Source organism: Mesorhizobium sp. M0500, assembly GCF_040321165.1.
Taxonomy (GTDB): domain Bacteria; phylum Pseudomonadota; class Alphaproteobacteria; order Rhizobiales; family Rhizobiaceae; genus Mesorhizobium.
Genome location: NZ_JAMYRB010000006.1, coordinates 248,152 through 263,968 on the forward strand (window position 1 = coordinate 248,152; position 15,817 = coordinate 263,968).

At 64.3% G+C, this 15,817-nt stretch carries 9 protein-coding genes; all 9 read left to right on the plus strand.

Going from position 1 to position 15,817, the window contains the following annotated elements:
* Window positions 1-21: 21 nt before the first annotated feature.
* Window positions 22-1,050: an extracellular solute-binding protein gene (locus NKI70_RS14555; RefSeq protein ID WP_352568095.1), complete on the plus strand. Its 1,029-nt coding sequence runs from the start codon at window positions 22-24 to the stop codon at window positions 1,048-1,050.
* A 62-nt stretch (window positions 1,051-1,112) separates the two neighbouring features.
* The gene (locus tag NKI70_RS14560; protein ID WP_352724687.1) at window positions 1,113-2,309 is read left to right on the plus strand and encodes a serine hydrolase domain-containing protein; all 1,197 of its coding nucleotides are present in this window, start codon (window positions 1,113-1,115) and stop codon (window positions 2,307-2,309) included.
* A 28-nt stretch (window positions 2,310-2,337) separates the two neighbouring features.
* Window positions 2,338-3,519 carry a serine hydrolase domain-containing protein gene (locus tag NKI70_RS14565; RefSeq protein WP_352697453.1) on the plus strand — a complete coding sequence of 394 codons (1,182 nt, stop codon included), beginning with the start codon at window positions 2,338-2,340 and terminating at the stop codon, window positions 3,517-3,519.
* 119 nt (window positions 3,520-3,638) lie between these two features.
* Window positions 3,639-5,951 carry a Tex family protein gene (locus NKI70_RS14570; RefSeq protein ID WP_352697455.1) on the plus strand — a complete coding sequence of 771 codons (2,313 nt, stop codon included), beginning with the start codon at window positions 3,639-3,641 and terminating at the stop codon, window positions 5,949-5,951.
* A gap of 242 nt (window positions 5,952-6,193) precedes the next feature.
* On the plus strand, window positions 6,194-7,384 hold the full coding sequence (locus NKI70_RS14575) for an acyl-CoA dehydrogenase (protein WP_352454106.1): 1,191 nt from the start codon (window positions 6,194-6,196) through the stop codon (window positions 7,382-7,384).
* A 446-nt stretch (window positions 7,385-7,830) separates the two neighbouring features.
* Window positions 7,831-11,202: a transglutaminase family protein gene (locus NKI70_RS14580; RefSeq protein WP_352568092.1), complete on the plus strand. Its 3,372-nt coding sequence runs from the start codon at window positions 7,831-7,833 to the stop codon at window positions 11,200-11,202.
* A 6-nt stretch (window positions 11,203-11,208) separates the two neighbouring features.
* Window positions 11,209-13,620 carry a circularly permuted type 2 ATP-grasp protein gene (locus tag NKI70_RS14585; protein WP_352454108.1) on the plus strand — a complete coding sequence of 804 codons (2,412 nt, stop codon included), beginning with the start codon at window positions 11,209-11,211 and terminating at the stop codon, window positions 13,618-13,620.
* 7 nt (window positions 13,621-13,627) lie between these two features.
* A complete protein-coding gene (locus NKI70_RS14590) occupies window positions 13,628-14,512 on the plus strand; it encodes a transglutaminase family protein (RefSeq protein WP_352448166.1) in 885 nt (294 codons plus the stop codon).
* Window positions 14,513-14,630: 118 nt separating this feature from the next.
* Complete coding sequence (locus NKI70_RS14595; RefSeq protein ID WP_352568091.1) at window positions 14,631-15,749, plus strand: DNA topoisomerase IB; 1,119 nt, start codon at window positions 14,631-14,633, stop codon at window positions 15,747-15,749.
* Window positions 15,750-15,817 lie beyond the last annotated feature (68 nt).

Consider the following 15,817-nt stretch of genomic DNA (forward strand, 5'->3'; position numbering starts at 1 on the left):
GGGAAGGCAAAGGAGACTGTGATGTCTAGGAAACTGATGGCTGCCGTTTCGACGGCAGCACTTTTATGGGCAGTACCTGCACTCGCCGATGGTGAGCTGCACATCTACAATTGGGGTGATTACACCAACCCCAAGCTGATCGAGAAATTCGAAAAACAATACAACGTCAAGGTGACGCTGGACGACTACGATTCCAACGAGACCATGCTGTCGAAGGTGCGCGCCGGCAATTCCGGCTACGACATCGTCGTCCCATCCGACTACACCGTGAAGATCATGATCGATGAGGGCCTGCTCGAAAAGACCGAGCCCAATGCGATGCCGAACGGCAAGAACCTCGACCCGCGCTTCGTCGACATCTACTGGGACAAAGGCCGTCACTACACCGTGCCGTGGCAGTTCGGCACCACCGCGTTCGAAGTCAACACCGACAAATACAAGGGCGACATCGACACGCTGGCAATCCTGTTCGACCCGCCGGACGAGTTGAAAGGCCAGATCAACATGCTCGACGATGTCAACACCGTGATGCACGCGGCCGAGCGCTATGCCGGTGTGCCGCGTTGCGGCGCCGACAAGGCCAATCTGAAGAAGGTCAACGACATTCTCATGGCCGCCAAGCCGTCATGGAAGACCTTCAGCTACGACACCATCACCAAGATCACCTCGGGCGATGTGATCGTCACGGAGGCGTGGAACGGCGCAACCTATCGTGCGCGCCAGAAAATTCCGGCGATCAAATACGCCTATCCCAAGGAAGGCATCGAAGGCTGGATGGACAATGTGGCCGTGCTGAAAGGCGCGAAGAACCTTGAAAATGCGAAGCTGTTTCAGGATTTCGTCATGGCCCCGGAAAACGCCGCGCTGATTTCGGAATTCGCCGGTTACGACAACGGCATTACCGGGAGCCACAAATTCCTGCCGCCGGACTTCGCCAGCGCGCCGGAAATCAATCCGCCGGCCGGTGCGCCGACTGCGGAATTTGTGCCACCTTGCCCACCGGAAGTGGTCGAGATCTACAACAAGATCTGGACCAATCTGCGCAAATAGGCTCGACGTGGGATCGATCGAAGGGAGGCTTCGGCCTCCCTTCTTTGCGACAAGGGGATTGGATGAAATCTTATCGCAACAGCGAACCGGCGCCGCCGATCATGCAGGGTTCGCCGCCGCGGATGGTGCCGCCGAAGCTCGACTGGGACCGGCCGCCATGGAACCGCTGGGCGTTTCAGCACATCCGCGAATTTCTGCCGACCGTCGAAGTCTGGCGCGGCAATGGCCATCGGCATCGCTTCGAGCGCGCCGAGGTCGATCTCGACGCGCTGCCGGTGAGCGACAGCATGGGGCAGCCGACGACGCTCGCCGGGCTGCTCGACGAGACCTATACCGACGGGTTTCTCGTGCTCAAGGACAGCAAGGTCGCCTATGAGCGCTACTTCAACGGCATGACCGAGCGCACGCTGCATTTGTCGCAGTCAATGGCGAAGTCGGTCACGGGCTCGGTGTTCGGCATATTGGTCGGGCACGGGGTGATCGATCCGGACTTGCCGGTGACGGCCTATCTGCCGGAGCTGGAAGCGACCGGCTGGGCAGGCGCCAGCGTGCAGCATGTGCTCGACATGACGAGCGGCGTGCGCTTTTCCGAGGAATACGCCGATCCCTATTCCGACATCGGCCAGGTCGATGTCGCCACCGGCTGGAAGCCGGTGCCGCCGGGCAGCGATCCGGTCTTCCGCTGGCCATCGCATATGTTCGAACTGATCCTGGGGCTCAAGGAAAAGAGCCGGCCGCACGGCGCCGCCTTCGAATACCGCTCGATCGAGACCGACGTGCTTGCCTTCATCATGGAGCGGGTGAGCGGCAAAAGGCTGGCGCAGCTGATTTCGGAAGAGCTCTGGCAAAAGCTCGGCGCCGATGAAAGCGCCTGCTTCACTGTCGACAGCGCCGGTTATGCGGTCGCCGACGGCGGTTTCAACGCCACGCTGCGCGATTATGGCCGCTTCGGCCAGCTGATCCTCGACAATGGAGGCGGCATCGTACCGGCCGACTGGATCGAGGCGACGCGCCATGGCAGGCATGGACCGGATTTCAGTCCCAGCCTGCCGGAAGGCAGCTACCGCAACCAGTTCTGGATCGAGGACCCGCGCTCGCGGGCGTTGTTGTGCCGGGGCGTGTTCGGGCAGCTGATCCATATCGACTGGGATACGAAAATGGTCATGGTGAAGCTTTCGAGCTATCCGGATTTCACCAACATCGGCTATTCGGTGGCGACGCTGAAGGCAGTGCATGCCATTGCCGCCGCGCTTGGCTGAACCTCAAAGAAAATCCGCAAGGACCACCATGGCTGGCAAGACCGCGTTCGAGACCAGGTATGGCTTTGCCCGCAAGGAGGTGCTGCTCGGCAATTGGCGGGAAAGCCCGTTCAGCCGGTGGTCGTTCCAGAATGTCGGCGAGCTGGTGCCGAGCGCTGCCGTGACGGCACAGCCGGGCAGCAGCGAGGCGCCGGCGCAGGATTTCGGCGGGCTACTTGGCGAAAAGGTCGCTCTTGCAGGCGGCGCGGAGACGGTCGCGGCTTTTCTCAGGCGCTCCGATACCGACGCGCTGACGATCATGAAACGCGGCAAATTCGTCGGCGACTGGTTCGCGCCGCATATGGAGTTTGGGGCGCGCCACATCGTCTTTTCGATCAGCAAGTCGCTGACCGCCATTGTTGCCGGCATATTGGAAGGCGAGGGGATTTTCGATCCGCAGGCACCGGTAAGCCTCTATCTGCCCGAAGCCGCCGGCTCGGCCTATGGCGATGCGCGTGTGCGGCACGTGCTCGACATGAGTGTCAGCCTCGATTTCGAAGAGGCCTATCTCGATCCGGAAAGTGCCTTCGCCCGCTATCGCCGCGCCATGCTGTGGAATCCGGGCGGGGGCACCGAGAGCCTGGCCACTTTCCTCATGACGCTGCAAGGTCTGGCCGAGCCGCATGGCCGGACGTTCCGCTACCGTTCGCCCAATTCCGACCTGCTCGGCATCCTGCTCGAACGTGCGTCTGGCCGGCGTTTCGACGATCTGATGCGCGAGAAATTATGGGCGCCGCTCGGCGCCGTCAGCGACGCCTCGGTGACAGTCGACACGGAAGGTACGGCGCGCACCGCCGGCGGCATTTCGGTGACGCCGCGCGACCTTGCACGCGTCGGCGAGATGATGCGGCAAGGCGGCGCAGCCAATGGCCGCCGCGTCGTGCCGGAAGCCTGGGTGCGCGACACGACCGAAACTGGCGGTGACGCCGAGGCCTGGCGGCGCGGCACGATGGCGTTCCTGTTTCCGCGTGGCCGCTACCGCAACAAATGGTACCAGACGGGCGCCGCAAGCGGCGCCTTCTGCGGCATCGGCATCCACGGCCAGTGGCTTTACGTCAATCCGAAGGCCGAAATGGTAATCGCAAAAATGTCGTCGCAGCCGCAGCCGGTCGACGATCCGCTCGATCTGGATATGGTTTCCTTCTTCGAGGCGCTGAGCCGGATGGTCTGATCCGTCCAGAAAGCCCGACCTTTCCTGTGGACCTCTCGCCGGGTTGAAAATGGCGCAGTTGGCGCGGCAGTGCTCTGCGCCTATGGTCGCTGCTCGTTTCGACTAGCGACAGGTACGACATGGCAGCCGACATCAAGCGCATCGCATCCATCATAGCCGCCGAAATCGCCGCCCGGCCCGAACAGGCTGCGGCGGCGATCGGCTTGCTCGATGACGGCGCGACCGTGCCGTTCGTGGCGCGCTACCGCAAGGAGGTCACCGGCGGCCTCGACGACACGCAGCTGCGCGACCTCGCCGAGCGGCTCGCCTATCTGCGCGAACTCGACGCGCGCCGCGACACCATCCTTGGTTCGATCCGCGAGCAGGGCAAGCTGACCGAGGAGCTCGAGGCAAAGATCGCTGCGGCCGGCACCAAGGCCGAACTCGAAGACATCTATCTGCCTTACAAGCCGAAGCGCCGGACCAAGGCCGAGATCGCACGCGAGCGCGGGCTCGGGCCTCTGGCGGAAGCTATTCTCGCCGACCGTACGGCTGTACCCGCCGAGTTGGCGCTGGCCTACATCAGCAAAGACGTCGTCGATACCAAGGCGGCGCTCGAGGGTGCGCGCGACATCCTGTCCGAACAGTTCGCCGAGAATGCCGATCTGGTCGGCAGATTGCGGACCTACATGAAGGAACGCGCCTTCCTGCGGTCGCGCGTCGTCGACGGCAAGCAGGAGGCGGGCGCGAAATTCTCCGACTATTTCGACCATGTCGAGCGCTGGGCCAACGTGCCGAGCCATCGCGCGCTGGCCATGCTGCGCGGCCGCAACGAGGAGGTTCTGTCGCTCGACGTCGAAGTCGATGCCGATGACGCCTCTCCGGTGAAACCGGTTGAGCGGATGATCGCCGACGCCTACGCCATCGGCCGCCAGTTGCCGGGAGACCGCTGGCTGATGGAGGTCGCCGGCTGGACCTGGCGCATAAAGCTGTCGCTGCACCTGACGCTCGATCTGATGCGCGATCTGCGCGAGCGGGCCGAAGAAGAAGCCATCCATGTCTTCGCCCGCAATCTCAAGGATTTGCTGCTTGCCGCGCCTGCCGGCTCGCGGCCGACGATGGGGCTCGATCCGGGCATTCGCACCGGCGTCAAGGTGGCGGTGGTGGACGGCACCGGCAAGCTGCTGGCGACGACAACGGTCTATCCGTTCCCGCCGAAGAACGATGTCCGCGGCACGCAGGCCGAACTGGCCAAGCTCATCCGGCTGCACAAGGTCGAGCTGATTTCGATCGGCAACGGCACCGGCAGCCGCGAGACCGAAAGGCTGGTGGCCGACATGCTGGCTGACATGCCTGCCGGGTCCGGGCCGAAGCCGCTCAAGGTGATCGTCAGTGAAGCCGGCGCCTCGGTCTATTCCGCCTCGGCAACGGCGGCGGCGGAATTTCCCGGCCTTGACGTGTCGCTGCGCGGGGCAGTGTCGATCGCGCGGCGCCTGCAGGATCCGCTCGCCGAACTGGTCAAGATCGAGCCGAAGTCGATCGGCGTCGGCCAGTACCAGCACGACGTCGATCAGTACCGCCTCGGCCGCTCGCTGGAAGCGGTGGTCGAGGATGCGGTCAACGCCGTCGGCGTCGATCTCAACACGGCCTCAGCGCCGCTTCTGGGGCGGGTTTCGGGTCTCGGCGCATCGCTGGCCGAGGCGATCGTTGCGCATCGCGATGCCTCCGGCCCGTTCGCCAGCCGTCGCGAACTGTTGAAGGTCTCCCGCCTTGGACCCCGCGCGTTCGAGCAATGCGCCGGCTTCCTGCGCATTCCAAACGGCAGCGAACCGCTCGATGCGTCAGCGGTGCATCCGGAAGCCTATGGCGTGGCCAAGAAGATTGTTGCGGCCTGCGGGCGCGACGTCCGCTCGCTGATGGGCGACAGCGCCGCACTCAAGGCGCTCGATCCGCGCGTCTTCGTCGATGAGCGCTTCGGCCTGCCGACGGTGCGCGACATCCTGGCGGAGCTGGAAAAGCCCGGCCGCGACCCGCGCCCCGGCTTCAAGACCGCGACTTTTGCCGATGGCATCGACGACATCAAAGATCTGAAGCCCGGCATGCAGCTTGAAGGCACTGTCACCAATGTCGCCGCCTTCGGCGCCTTCGTCGATATCGGCGTGCACCAGGACGGACTGGTGCACGTCTCGCAACTAGCCGACCGTTTCGTCAAGGACGCGCATGAGGTGGTCAAGGCCGGCGACGTGGTCAAGGTGCGTGTCGTCGACGTCGATATCAAGCGCAAGCGCATCGGTCTGTCGATGCGCAAGGATGGCGACGCTGGCGCACCGAAGCCGCGCGACAATGGCAGCAGGCCGGTGCCGCGCGCGCCCGCGCCCCAACGCCAGCCGGAGCGGCCGGTGCAGCAGGGCGCGTTCGGCGCCGCTTTGGCCGATGCGTTGAAGCGGAAGTAATTTCGCGAGCCGGGCTGCGCCGCCAGGTCAGACGGCGGCGCTCGACATTGATCATCCATCACCAATGCTCATGGATCGGCGAAGCTATTTCGTTTGATTTTTTCAGGACGGGAGCCGATAAGCCGCGCGTTTCAAGATTTCTGTTTCGATGCATGTCGTTATCTCCAAGCTGCCGAACACCCTCGGGTCAGGCCCGCGGGCAAGCTTTGGGCGACATGCATGAGTTTGGGAGACCGAGAGCCATGGCCGCCGACAAGAACGCATTCGTCTGGGATGATCCTTTCCTGATCGAGGACCAGCTTTCGGAGGACGAGCGCATGGTGCGCGATGGCGCCGCGGCGTTTGCCGCCGACAAGCTCGCTCCGAAGATCGAGGAAGCCTATCTCGAGGAGAAGACCGACGCCGGGATCTTTCGCGAAATGGGCGAGGCCGGTCTGCTCGGCATCACCATCCCGGAAGAATATGGCGGGCTCGGCGCCAACTACGTCACCTACGGGCTGGTCGCGCGGGAAGTGGAGCGGATCGACTCGGGCTATCGCTCGATGATGAGCGTGCAGTCGTCGCTGGTAATGTATCCGATCCACGCCTATGGCTCGGAAGAACAGCGCAAGAAATACCTGCCGAAGCTGGCGTCGGGCGAATGGATCGGCTGCTTTGGCCTGACCGAACCTGACGCCGGTTCCGACCCGGGCGGCATGAAGACGCGGGCCGAGAAGACCGCGAGCGGCTACAGGATCTCCGGCTCGAAGATGTGGATTTCCAACGCGCCGATCGCCGACGTGTTCGTCGTCTGGGCAAAATCGGCCGCGCATGACAACGAGATTCGCGGCTTTGTCCTGGAAAAGGGCATGAACGGGCTGTCGGCGCCGAAGATCGGCGGCAAGCTGTCGCTGCGAGCCTCGATCACCGGCGAAGTGGTGATGGAGGGCGTCGAGGTCGGCGAGGACGCGCTGCTGCCCAACGTCTCGGGTCTCAAGGGACCGTTCGGCTGCCTCAACCGGGCGCGCTACGGAATTTCCTGGGGCGCCATGGGCGCGGCTGAGGATTGCTGGCACCGCGCCCGCCAGTATGGCCTCGACCGTAAGCAGTTCGGCAAGCCGCTGGCCGGCACGCAGCTTTTCCAGAAGAAGCTCGCCGACATGCAGACCGAGATCGCGCTCGGCCTGCAGGGCAGCCTGCGCGTCGGGCGGCTGATGGATGAAGGCAAGATGGCGCCGGAGATGATCTCGCTCGTCAAGCGCAACAATTGCGGCAAGGCGCTCGACATCGCCCGCCAGGCCCGCGACATGCATGGCGGCAATGGCATCCAGATAGGCTACCACGTCATGCGCCACGCCCAGAACCTGGAAACCGTCAACACCTATGAGGGCACGCATGACGTGCATGCGCTGATCCTCGGGCGGGCGCAGACCGGGTTGCAGGCGTTCTTTTAGCATTGGCAGGTGTCCTCCGCTTCCAGCGCCACTGCTTGGCATCTCCCCTCGCAAGGCGGGAGATCGGCAATTTTCGCCAACGGCGCCACATTTTGTTCTTGCTTTGTGCCGGCAGCTATGCTACTAATTTCGCTATGGTGCTAATTCGCACCGACGACCCGCTCACCGAGGCGGGTTTTTCTTTTCAGCTCTTTTCGACCAAGCATCGCGCGTGCTGCTGACATCAATGTCGGCGGGAAGCGCCCGGTGCTGACTCGCCGGCCTTCGGCTCTGCACCGTTGCAACGTCTTGCCGCCACGCCACGGAATCCCAGGTCGGCGCTCCGTTTCGTGAAGCTGTGAAAGCTGCTTAATTTAGGTGCAGCGCAACATCTCTGCTTGGAGAATGGTCAGCATTCGTGTCAGGGTTCAGCGAACTCCTTTTGAAACGCCGACTTCAGGGGCACCATGGCAATTCTGGCAGCCGTCTATCACCTGACCCACTACAAATACGACCGGCCGGTCGTCTTGGGCCCGCAAGTCATAAGGTTGCAGCCTGCGCCGCATTCCCGCACCAAAGTGCTCAGCCATTCGCTGAAGGTCGGGCCGGCAAACCACTTCGTCAATTTGCAGCAGGACCCCTACGGCAATTTCCTTGCCCGTTTCGTCTTTCCCGAGCCGGTGACGGAGTTGAAGATCGAGGTCGATCTCGTTGCCGACATGACGGTCTACAATCCGTTCGATTTCTTCGTCGAACCGTCGGCCGAGACGTTTCCGTTCGAATACCCCGAAGAGATCCGGGACGATCTGACCATCTACCGAACGCCGGAACCGGCGGGGCCGCTGTTGGAGGCATTCCTGAAAACCCTCGCGCGCCACCCGACCAACACCGTCAATTTTGTCGTCGACCTCAATGCGCGGCTGCAGCGCGAGATCGCCTACATCGTGCGCATGGAAACCGGCGTCTTCTCGCCCGAGGAAACGCTGGCCGCCGGCAAGGGGTCGTGCCGGGATTCGAGCTGGCTCCTGGTGCAGATACTGAGGAACCTCGGCATCGCCGCGCGCTTCGTCTCGGGCTATCTGATCCAGCTGAAGCCCGACCTCGTTGCGCTTGACGGGCCGCCCGGCACGGCGACCGATTTCACCGATCTTCATGCCTGGTGCGAGGTGTATCTGCCGGGCGCCGGCTGGATCGGCTTCGACCCGACTTCCGGCCTGCTCACCGGCGAAAGCCATGTGCCGCTCGCGGCAACGCCGCATTTCCGCAATGCCGCGCCGATCTCCGGCATGGCGAGCTTCGCCAATGTCGAGTTCGGCTTCGACATGCGGGTAGACCGCATCGCCGAGCATCCGCGCATTACCAAGCCGTTCTCCGACGAGAGCTGGCAGGCGCTGGACGCGCTGGGGGTCCAGGTCGATGCTGCGCTCCAGGCCGGCGATGTGCGGCTGACCATGGGCGGCGAGCCGACCTTCGTCTCGATCGACGATTTCGAGGCTGCAGAGTGGAACACCGCCGCCGTCGGGCCGACCAAACGCGAAAAGGCCGACGCGCTGATCCGCCGGCTGCGCGAACGCTTCGCGCCGGGCGGCTTCCTGCATTACGGGCAAGGCAAATGGTACCCCGGCGAAAGCCTGCCGCGCTGGACCTTCTCGCTCTACTGGCGCACCGACGGCGAGCCGGTGTGGAGCGACCCGTCGCTGATCGCGCATGAAAAGAGCGAGGCGGATGTCGGACCGAAGCAGGCCGAAGGCCTGCTGACGGCGATCGCCGACGAACTCGGCATCGACAAGACGATGGTCAGCGAAGCCTATGAGGATCCGGCCGAGTGGCTGCTCAAGGAAGGCAAGCTGCCTGACAACGTCGATCCTTCCAATTCGAAGCTGGAGGATCCGGAGGAGCGCAGCCGCATGGCGCGGGTGTTCGAACGCGGGCTGACCAAGCCGTCGGGCTATGTGCTGCCCGTCCAGCGCTGGAACAGCCAGGCTTCCGGACCGCGCTGGCGCTCGGAGAAATGGAAGACGCGGCGCGGCAGGCTGTTCCTGGTGCCCGGCGATTCGCCGGTCGGCTACCGCCTGCCGCTCGGCACGCTGCCCTATGTGCCGCCGGCGCAGTTCCCCTACATAGTCCCGGTCGATCCATCGCTGCCGCGCGGACCACTGCCGGCGCGTGAGGCGATCTTGCCCGGTTCTGCTTCGTCGCCCGCTGCGGCCGAACTGGAGGGCGCCGACGAGATGGCGCGACGCCAGCAGGCGGTCTCCTTTACGGCCGTTACTGGCCAGCAGGACCGCGTTGAACAGGAGATTACCGAGATCGGCGGCGCCGTGCGCACGGCCCTTTCGGTCGAGCCGCGCGACGGACGGCTTTGTGTGTTCATGCCGCCGGTCGAGGCGCTGGAGGACTATCTCGAACTGGTGGCGGCGGCGGAGAAGGCGGCAAGGGCGATCGGCCTGCCGGTGCACATCGAGGGCTACGGCCCGCCGCACGATCCGCGCCTCAATGTCATCCGTGTCGCACCCGATCCCGGCGTCATCGAGGTCAATATCCACCCCGCCGCGAATTGGCAGGATTGCGTGGCGACGACCACGGCGATCTACGAAGAGGCGCGGCAGACGCGGCTTGGCGCCGACAAGTTCATGATCGACGGCCGCCACACCGGCACCGGCGGCGGCAACCACGTCGTCGTCGGCGGCGCCACGCCCAATGACAGTCCGTTCCTGCGCCGCCCCGACCTGTTGAAGAGCCTGGTGCTGCAATGGCAGCGACATCCGTCGCTGTCCTACCTTTTCTCCGGCCTGTTCATCGGCCCGACCAGCCAGGCGCCGCGCTTCGACGAGGCACGCCACGATTCGCTCTACGAACTCGAAATCGCGATGGCGCAGGTGCCACATCCGGACAAGGGCGCGGCACCCCTGCCGTGGCTGGTCGACCGGCTGTTCCGCAACCTTCTGACCGACGTGACGGGCAATACGCATCGCTCGGAAATCTGCATCGACAAATTGTTTTCGCCGGACGGGCCGACCGGCCGGCTCGGGCTGGTCGAATTCCGCGGCTTCGAGATGCCGCCCAACGCGCGCATGAGCCTGGCGCAGCAATTGCTGGTGCGCGCCATCATCGCCCGGGCCTGGAAGAACCCGCTCGACGGCCGCTTCGTGCGCTGGGGCACCTCGCTGCACGACCGTTTCATGCTGCCGCATTATGTCTGGGGGGATTTTCTCGACGTGCTGGACGACCTCAAGCTGAACGGCTTTGCGTTCCGTCCGGAATGGTTCGACGCCCAGCTCGAATTCCGCTTCCCGTTCTGCGGCGAGGTCCAGCATGCCGGCGTCAAGCTGGAGCTCAGGCAGGCGCTCGAGCCGTGGCACGTGATGGGCGAGCAAGGCGCGATCGGCGGCACCGTACGCTTTGTCGATTCCTCCGTCGAAAGGCTGCAGGTGAAGACCGATGGGCTCAACCCGGAGCGTCACGCCGTCGTCTGCAACGGCCGCGTAGTGCCGATGAAGGTGACCGACAACCGCGAGATCGCAGTGGCCGGCGTGCGCTTCAAGGCCTGGCAGCCGGCGTCGGGCCTGCATCCGGCGCTACCGGTCAACACCCCGCTGGTCTTCGACATCTATGACCGCTGGTCGGGCCGCGCGGTCGGCGGCTGCGTCTACCATGTGGCACATCCCGGCGGGCGCAGCTACGACACCTTCCCGGTCAACGGCAACGAAGCGGAGGCGCGGCGGCTCGCCCGCTTCGAACCACGTGGCCATACGCCGTCCAGCTATGTGCTGCGCAACGAAGAAGCCTCTGAAGATTTCCCGATGACCCTTGACCTTCGGCGGCCGCAAAGACTCTGATCAGCCATGGCGAAGGGGAATCACAAAAGGCTGCGCAGCAAGCCGCAAACCCACAGTCTGCTGGAGCACTATCAGCCGATCGAAGGCGTCGTCGACGAGATGGTCGATGCGTCGGGCAATCCGCGGCCGGCGTGGCGGCACTTCATCGAGGCGCTGGAGGACCTGGGTCCGGAAAAGCTTGCCCAGCGCTTCGCCCGCGCCGACCAGTACCTGCGCGATGCCGGCGTCTATTACCGCGTCTACGACAAGGCCGGCGCCAACGAGCGGGAATGGCCGCTGGCGCATGTGCCGCTGCTGATCGAGGAGCAGGAATGGGCTGGTATCAGCGCCGGCCTGGTCCAGCGCGCCGATCTGTTCGAGGAGACCATCGCCGACATTTACGGTCCGAACCGGCTGGTCGAGAAAGGCATTCTACCGGCCGGATTGATCGCGGCCAGCCCCGAATATTTGCGGCCGGTCGTCGGCACCAGGCCGGCCAGCGGCCATTTCCTGCATTTCTGCGCCTTCGAGCTCGGTCGTGGCCCGGACGGCCGCTGGTGGGTGCTTGGCGACCGCACACAGGCGCCGTCGGGCGCCGGCTTCGCGCTGGAGAACCGCGTCGCCACTACGAGGGCGCTGTCCGACATCTACGGCGAGATGCATGTGCACCGCCTGGCCGGCTTCTTCCGTCGCTTCCGCGACGCGCTGATCGGCATGGCCAAGCAAGCCGGCGGCCGTGTCGCCATCCTGACGCCGGGACCGCTGAACGAAACCTATTACGAACATGCCTATATCGCCCGCTATCTCGGCATCATGCTGCTCGAGGGCGAGGACCTGACCGTCTCGGGCGGCAGGCTGATGGTGCGCACGGTTTCGGGGCTGATGCCGGTGAGCGTCTTGTGGCGGCGGCTCGACGCCGCCTTCGCCGATCCGCTTGAATTGCGGCCGGACTCGCAGATCGGCACGCCGGGGCTGGTCGAAGCGGTCCGGCAAGGGGCGGTTTCGGCCGTCAATGCACTGGGTTCCGGCCTGATGGAGACGCGCGCGCTGCTCGCCTTCCTGCCGAAGATTTCGCGCGCCCTGCGCAATGAGGAACTGCTGCTGCCGACGGTCGCGACATGGTGGTGCGGGCAGGAGACGGAGCGTGAGCATGTGCTCGCCAATATCGATAGCATGGTGATCGGCCCGGCGCTGTCGACGCGGCTTGCCTTCGAGGACGACGGCTCGACCAAGCTCGGGTCAGCGCTGTCGGTCGAGGAACGGGCCGAACTCGTCGCCAGGATCGAACGGGACGGCGGCGACTTCGTCGGCCAGGAAGCGGTGACGCTGTCGACCACGCCTGTCTATGTCGGCGGCTGGCTGGAGCCGCGGCCGGCAAGCCTGCGCGTCTATCTGGCGCGGACGCCGGAAGGCTGGACGGTGATGCCGGGCGGCTTTGCCCGTGTCGGCTTCTCGCTCGACCCGACCGCCATCGCCATGCAGCGCGGCGGCCAGGCGGCGGATGTCTGGGTGGTCAGCGACAGGCCGGTCGAGCGCGAGACGCTGCTGCCGCAGGAGCACGACAGCTTCACCCGAACCTTGCCCGGCAGCCTGCCCAGCCGCGCGGCTGAGAACCTGACATGGCTCGGCCGCTATATCGAGCGGTCGGAAGACACGGTGCGCATCCTGCGCGCCTACCATGTGCGGCTGGCCGAGACATCCGATCCCGAGATGCCGCTGCTCGCCGATATCAGCGACTATCTCGCGCCGTTCGGCATCGACGTCGAGACGGCAATCCCATTGGGGCTCATCGGCACGCTGGACAGCGCCGTTTACAGCGCCGGGCAGATCCGTGACCGCTTCTCGCCCGATGGCTGGCTGGCATTGAAGGATCTGTCGAAGACCATCCATCAATTTGCCGCGACAGTGGCGCCGGGCGACGACGCGACAAGGGCAATGACGGTCATCCTGCGCAAGCTGGCCGGGTTTTCCGGCCTGCTGCACGAGAACATGTACCGCTTTGCCGGCTGGCGTTTCCTGGAAATCGGCCGCAGGCTCGAACGCGGCATCCAGATCGCCCGCACGCTCGCCCGGCTGACCGGAGCCCAGGCGCCGGAAGGCGCGCTCGACATGATGCTGGAGATCGGCGACAGCGTCATGACGCACCGTCGGCAATATCCGGTGCAGGCGGGGCGGCGCACGGTGGTCGACCTTCTGGCGCTCGATCCGCTCAACCCGCGCTCAATCCTTTTCCAGCTCGAACGGCTGAAAGCCGAAATCGCGCTGCTGCCCGCTGTCGGCGCTGAAGGCCATATGTCGCCGGCGGCCAAGGAAATCCTGCAGCTCAACACGTCGATCGCCATCAAGGAGCCCTCGGACATGACGGCCAAGGCCCTCGGCGATCTCGCCAATGAAATCGGCGGGCTCTACAACAGCCTCGCCAAAGCCTATTTCGGGTAGAGACAGCATGCTCTACGACATCAGGCTTCACCTGCGTTACGACTATGATGCGGCGGCCGGCGGCGGCCGCCATCAAGTGCGCGTGCTGCCGCCGACCATCCCTGGCGTGCAGCGCGTCATCGCCGCTTCACTGTCTTTTGTGCCGGCGCCCAGCGAACGTTCCGACTTTTCCGACTTTTTCGGCAACAGTGTCACCTCGATCGCCTTTCGTGACGCGCATGATGCGCTCGACATCAGGATGAGCGCGCGTGTTTCAGTGTCGCGGCCCGAACCCGGGCTCGACGTATCGCCGGACATACGCCGGCTGAGGGAAGAACTCGGCGCAGTGCACTCGCTGGCGCCGGCTTCGCCGCATCACTTTCTGGCCGCCAGCGATCATGCCGGCATCGACGCGGCAATCACTGCCTATGCGAAAGGCAGTGCCGGCAGTTCGACAGTCGGCACGGCCATGGCTCTGTGCAACCGCATTCACCGCGATTTCACCTATGACGGCGAGGCGACCACCGTGCAGACGCGGGCCAGCGACGCCTTCGGGCTGAAGCGCGGCGTCTGCCAGGATTTTTCCCACATCATGATCGCCGGCCTGCGCGGCCTCGGTATTCCCGCGGGCTATGTCAGCGGGTTCCTGCGCACCATCCCGCCGCGCGGGAAGCCGCGGCTCGAAGGCGCCGACGCCATGCACGCCTGGGTCAAGGTGTGGTGCGGGCGCGATGCCGGCTGGCAGGAATTCGATCCGACCAATGGCATGCGGGCAAGCAACGACCATATCACGGTCGGCTACGGCCGCGATTACTCCGATGTGGCGCCGATCGTCGGCGTGCTGAAAACCACTGGTGGACAGGTCGGCGAGCAGGCGGTCGACGTCATTCCGGTCGTGCTCGAAAAGGCGTGACGACGCACGTCTTCGTTGCACGGCGACGTCGATAGGCTGTTCTGGAACCAAGAGATCAAGAGGCGTTGGAACCCGCAGCCGGCAAGCGGCTTATCTACGGAAATTCCGTGGAGAGGACATGCTGGACAAATCCGGGTCGTCGTCTGGCCAATTGGCTGTGAGGAAAGCTGCACCAAAAAACGGGGTGCCGCAGAACGGAGCGCTGGAGAACGGCGCGCAAGCCTCGGCCGTTCGGGCCTCGCTCAACTATGTCACCGACACTGAACCCGGTATTCGCCGGCTGCGTTCGGGCAAGGGGTTCTCGTACAAAGGACCCGACGGGCGGATTGTCGACGGGGAGGCGCTGGCACGCATCAAGGCGCTCGCCATTCCACCGGCCTGGACGGATGTGTGGATCTCGCCGGATGCCGACGGTCACATCCAGGCGACCGGTCGGGACCAGCGCGGCCGCAAACAATACCGCTATCACCCGCACTGGGCGGAGGAGCGTGACGGCGTCAAATATTCGAGCCTGATCGCCTTCGCCGAAAGCCTGCCCGAACTGCGGCGGCAGATCGACGTCGATTTGCGCCGTCACGGCCTGCCGCTGGAACGCGTCGTTGCGGCTATCGTCTGGCTGCTCGACAACACGATGATCCGTGTCGGCAATGCCGCCTATGCCCGTGACAACAAGAGTTTTGGGCTGACCACGCTGCGCGACCGCCATGTCGACATCAAGGGCTCGAGCCTGCGTTTTGCTTTCATCGGCAAATCCGGCAAGGAATGGAGATTGAAGCTTGTCGATCGCCGGATTGCCAAGGTCGTGCGTGGAGCGCAGGACCTGCCGGGGCAGAAGTTGTTCCAGTATCTCGACGAGGACGGTAACAGGCGTCCGGTGCGCTCAGACGACGTCAACCGCTATATCAGGGAAAAAGCCGGAGCGGAGTTCAGCTCCAAGCACTTCAGAACCTGGGGCGGCACCATCCATGCGGCGTCGCTGTTTGCGCAAACCGAACGTCCGGAAAGCCAGGCGCAGCAAAAGCGGGTGATGAACAATGTCATCGACAAGGTTGCCGAGCGGCTCGGCAATACGCGCGCGGTTTGTCGCCAATGCTACATCCATCCGGAAGTGTTCCGCGCCTGGTCCGAAGGACGGCTGCTGGACGAAATGGCGGATGCCAACAAAGGCAAGCGCTCGATCGCCGCGCTCGACGACGAGGAGGCCTTGGTCTTGAGATGGCTGAAGGCGAGGGAATGACGCCAGACCGGGGGCGTATTTTTTTTGTCGACGCCATGTCGGCATCGGTCCTAGTGTTTCGTCCTTTG

What these genes read in the sequence shown, in the direction of transcription:
- NKI70_RS14595 (WP_352568091.1), top strand. Translation starts at nt 14,631, where the DNA reads ATGCTGGACAAATCCGGGTCGTCGTCTGGCCAATTGGCTGTGAGGAAA.
- NKI70_RS14560 (WP_352724687.1), top strand. Translation starts at nt 1,113, where the DNA reads ATGAAATCTTATCGCAACAGCGAACCGGCGCCGCCGATCATGCAGGGT.
- NKI70_RS14585 (WP_352454108.1), top strand. Translation starts at nt 11,209, where the DNA reads ATGGCGAAGGGGAATCACAAAAGGCTGCGCAGCAAGCCGCAAACCCAC.
- NKI70_RS14565 (WP_352697453.1), top strand. Translation starts at nt 2,338, where the DNA reads ATGGCTGGCAAGACCGCGTTCGAGACCAGGTATGGCTTTGCCCGCAAG.
- NKI70_RS14580 (WP_352568092.1), top strand. Translation starts at nt 7,831, where the DNA reads ATGGCAATTCTGGCAGCCGTCTATCACCTGACCCACTACAAATACGAC.
- NKI70_RS14555 (WP_352568095.1), top strand. Translation starts at nt 22, where the DNA reads ATGTCTAGGAAACTGATGGCTGCCGTTTCGACGGCAGCACTTTTATGG.
- NKI70_RS14590 (WP_352448166.1), top strand. Translation starts at nt 13,628, where the DNA reads ATGCTCTACGACATCAGGCTTCACCTGCGTTACGACTATGATGCGGCG.
- NKI70_RS14575 (WP_352454106.1), top strand. Translation starts at nt 6,194, where the DNA reads ATGGCCGCCGACAAGAACGCATTCGTCTGGGATGATCCTTTCCTGATC.
- NKI70_RS14570 (WP_352697455.1), top strand. Translation starts at nt 3,639, where the DNA reads ATGGCAGCCGACATCAAGCGCATCGCATCCATCATAGCCGCCGAAATC.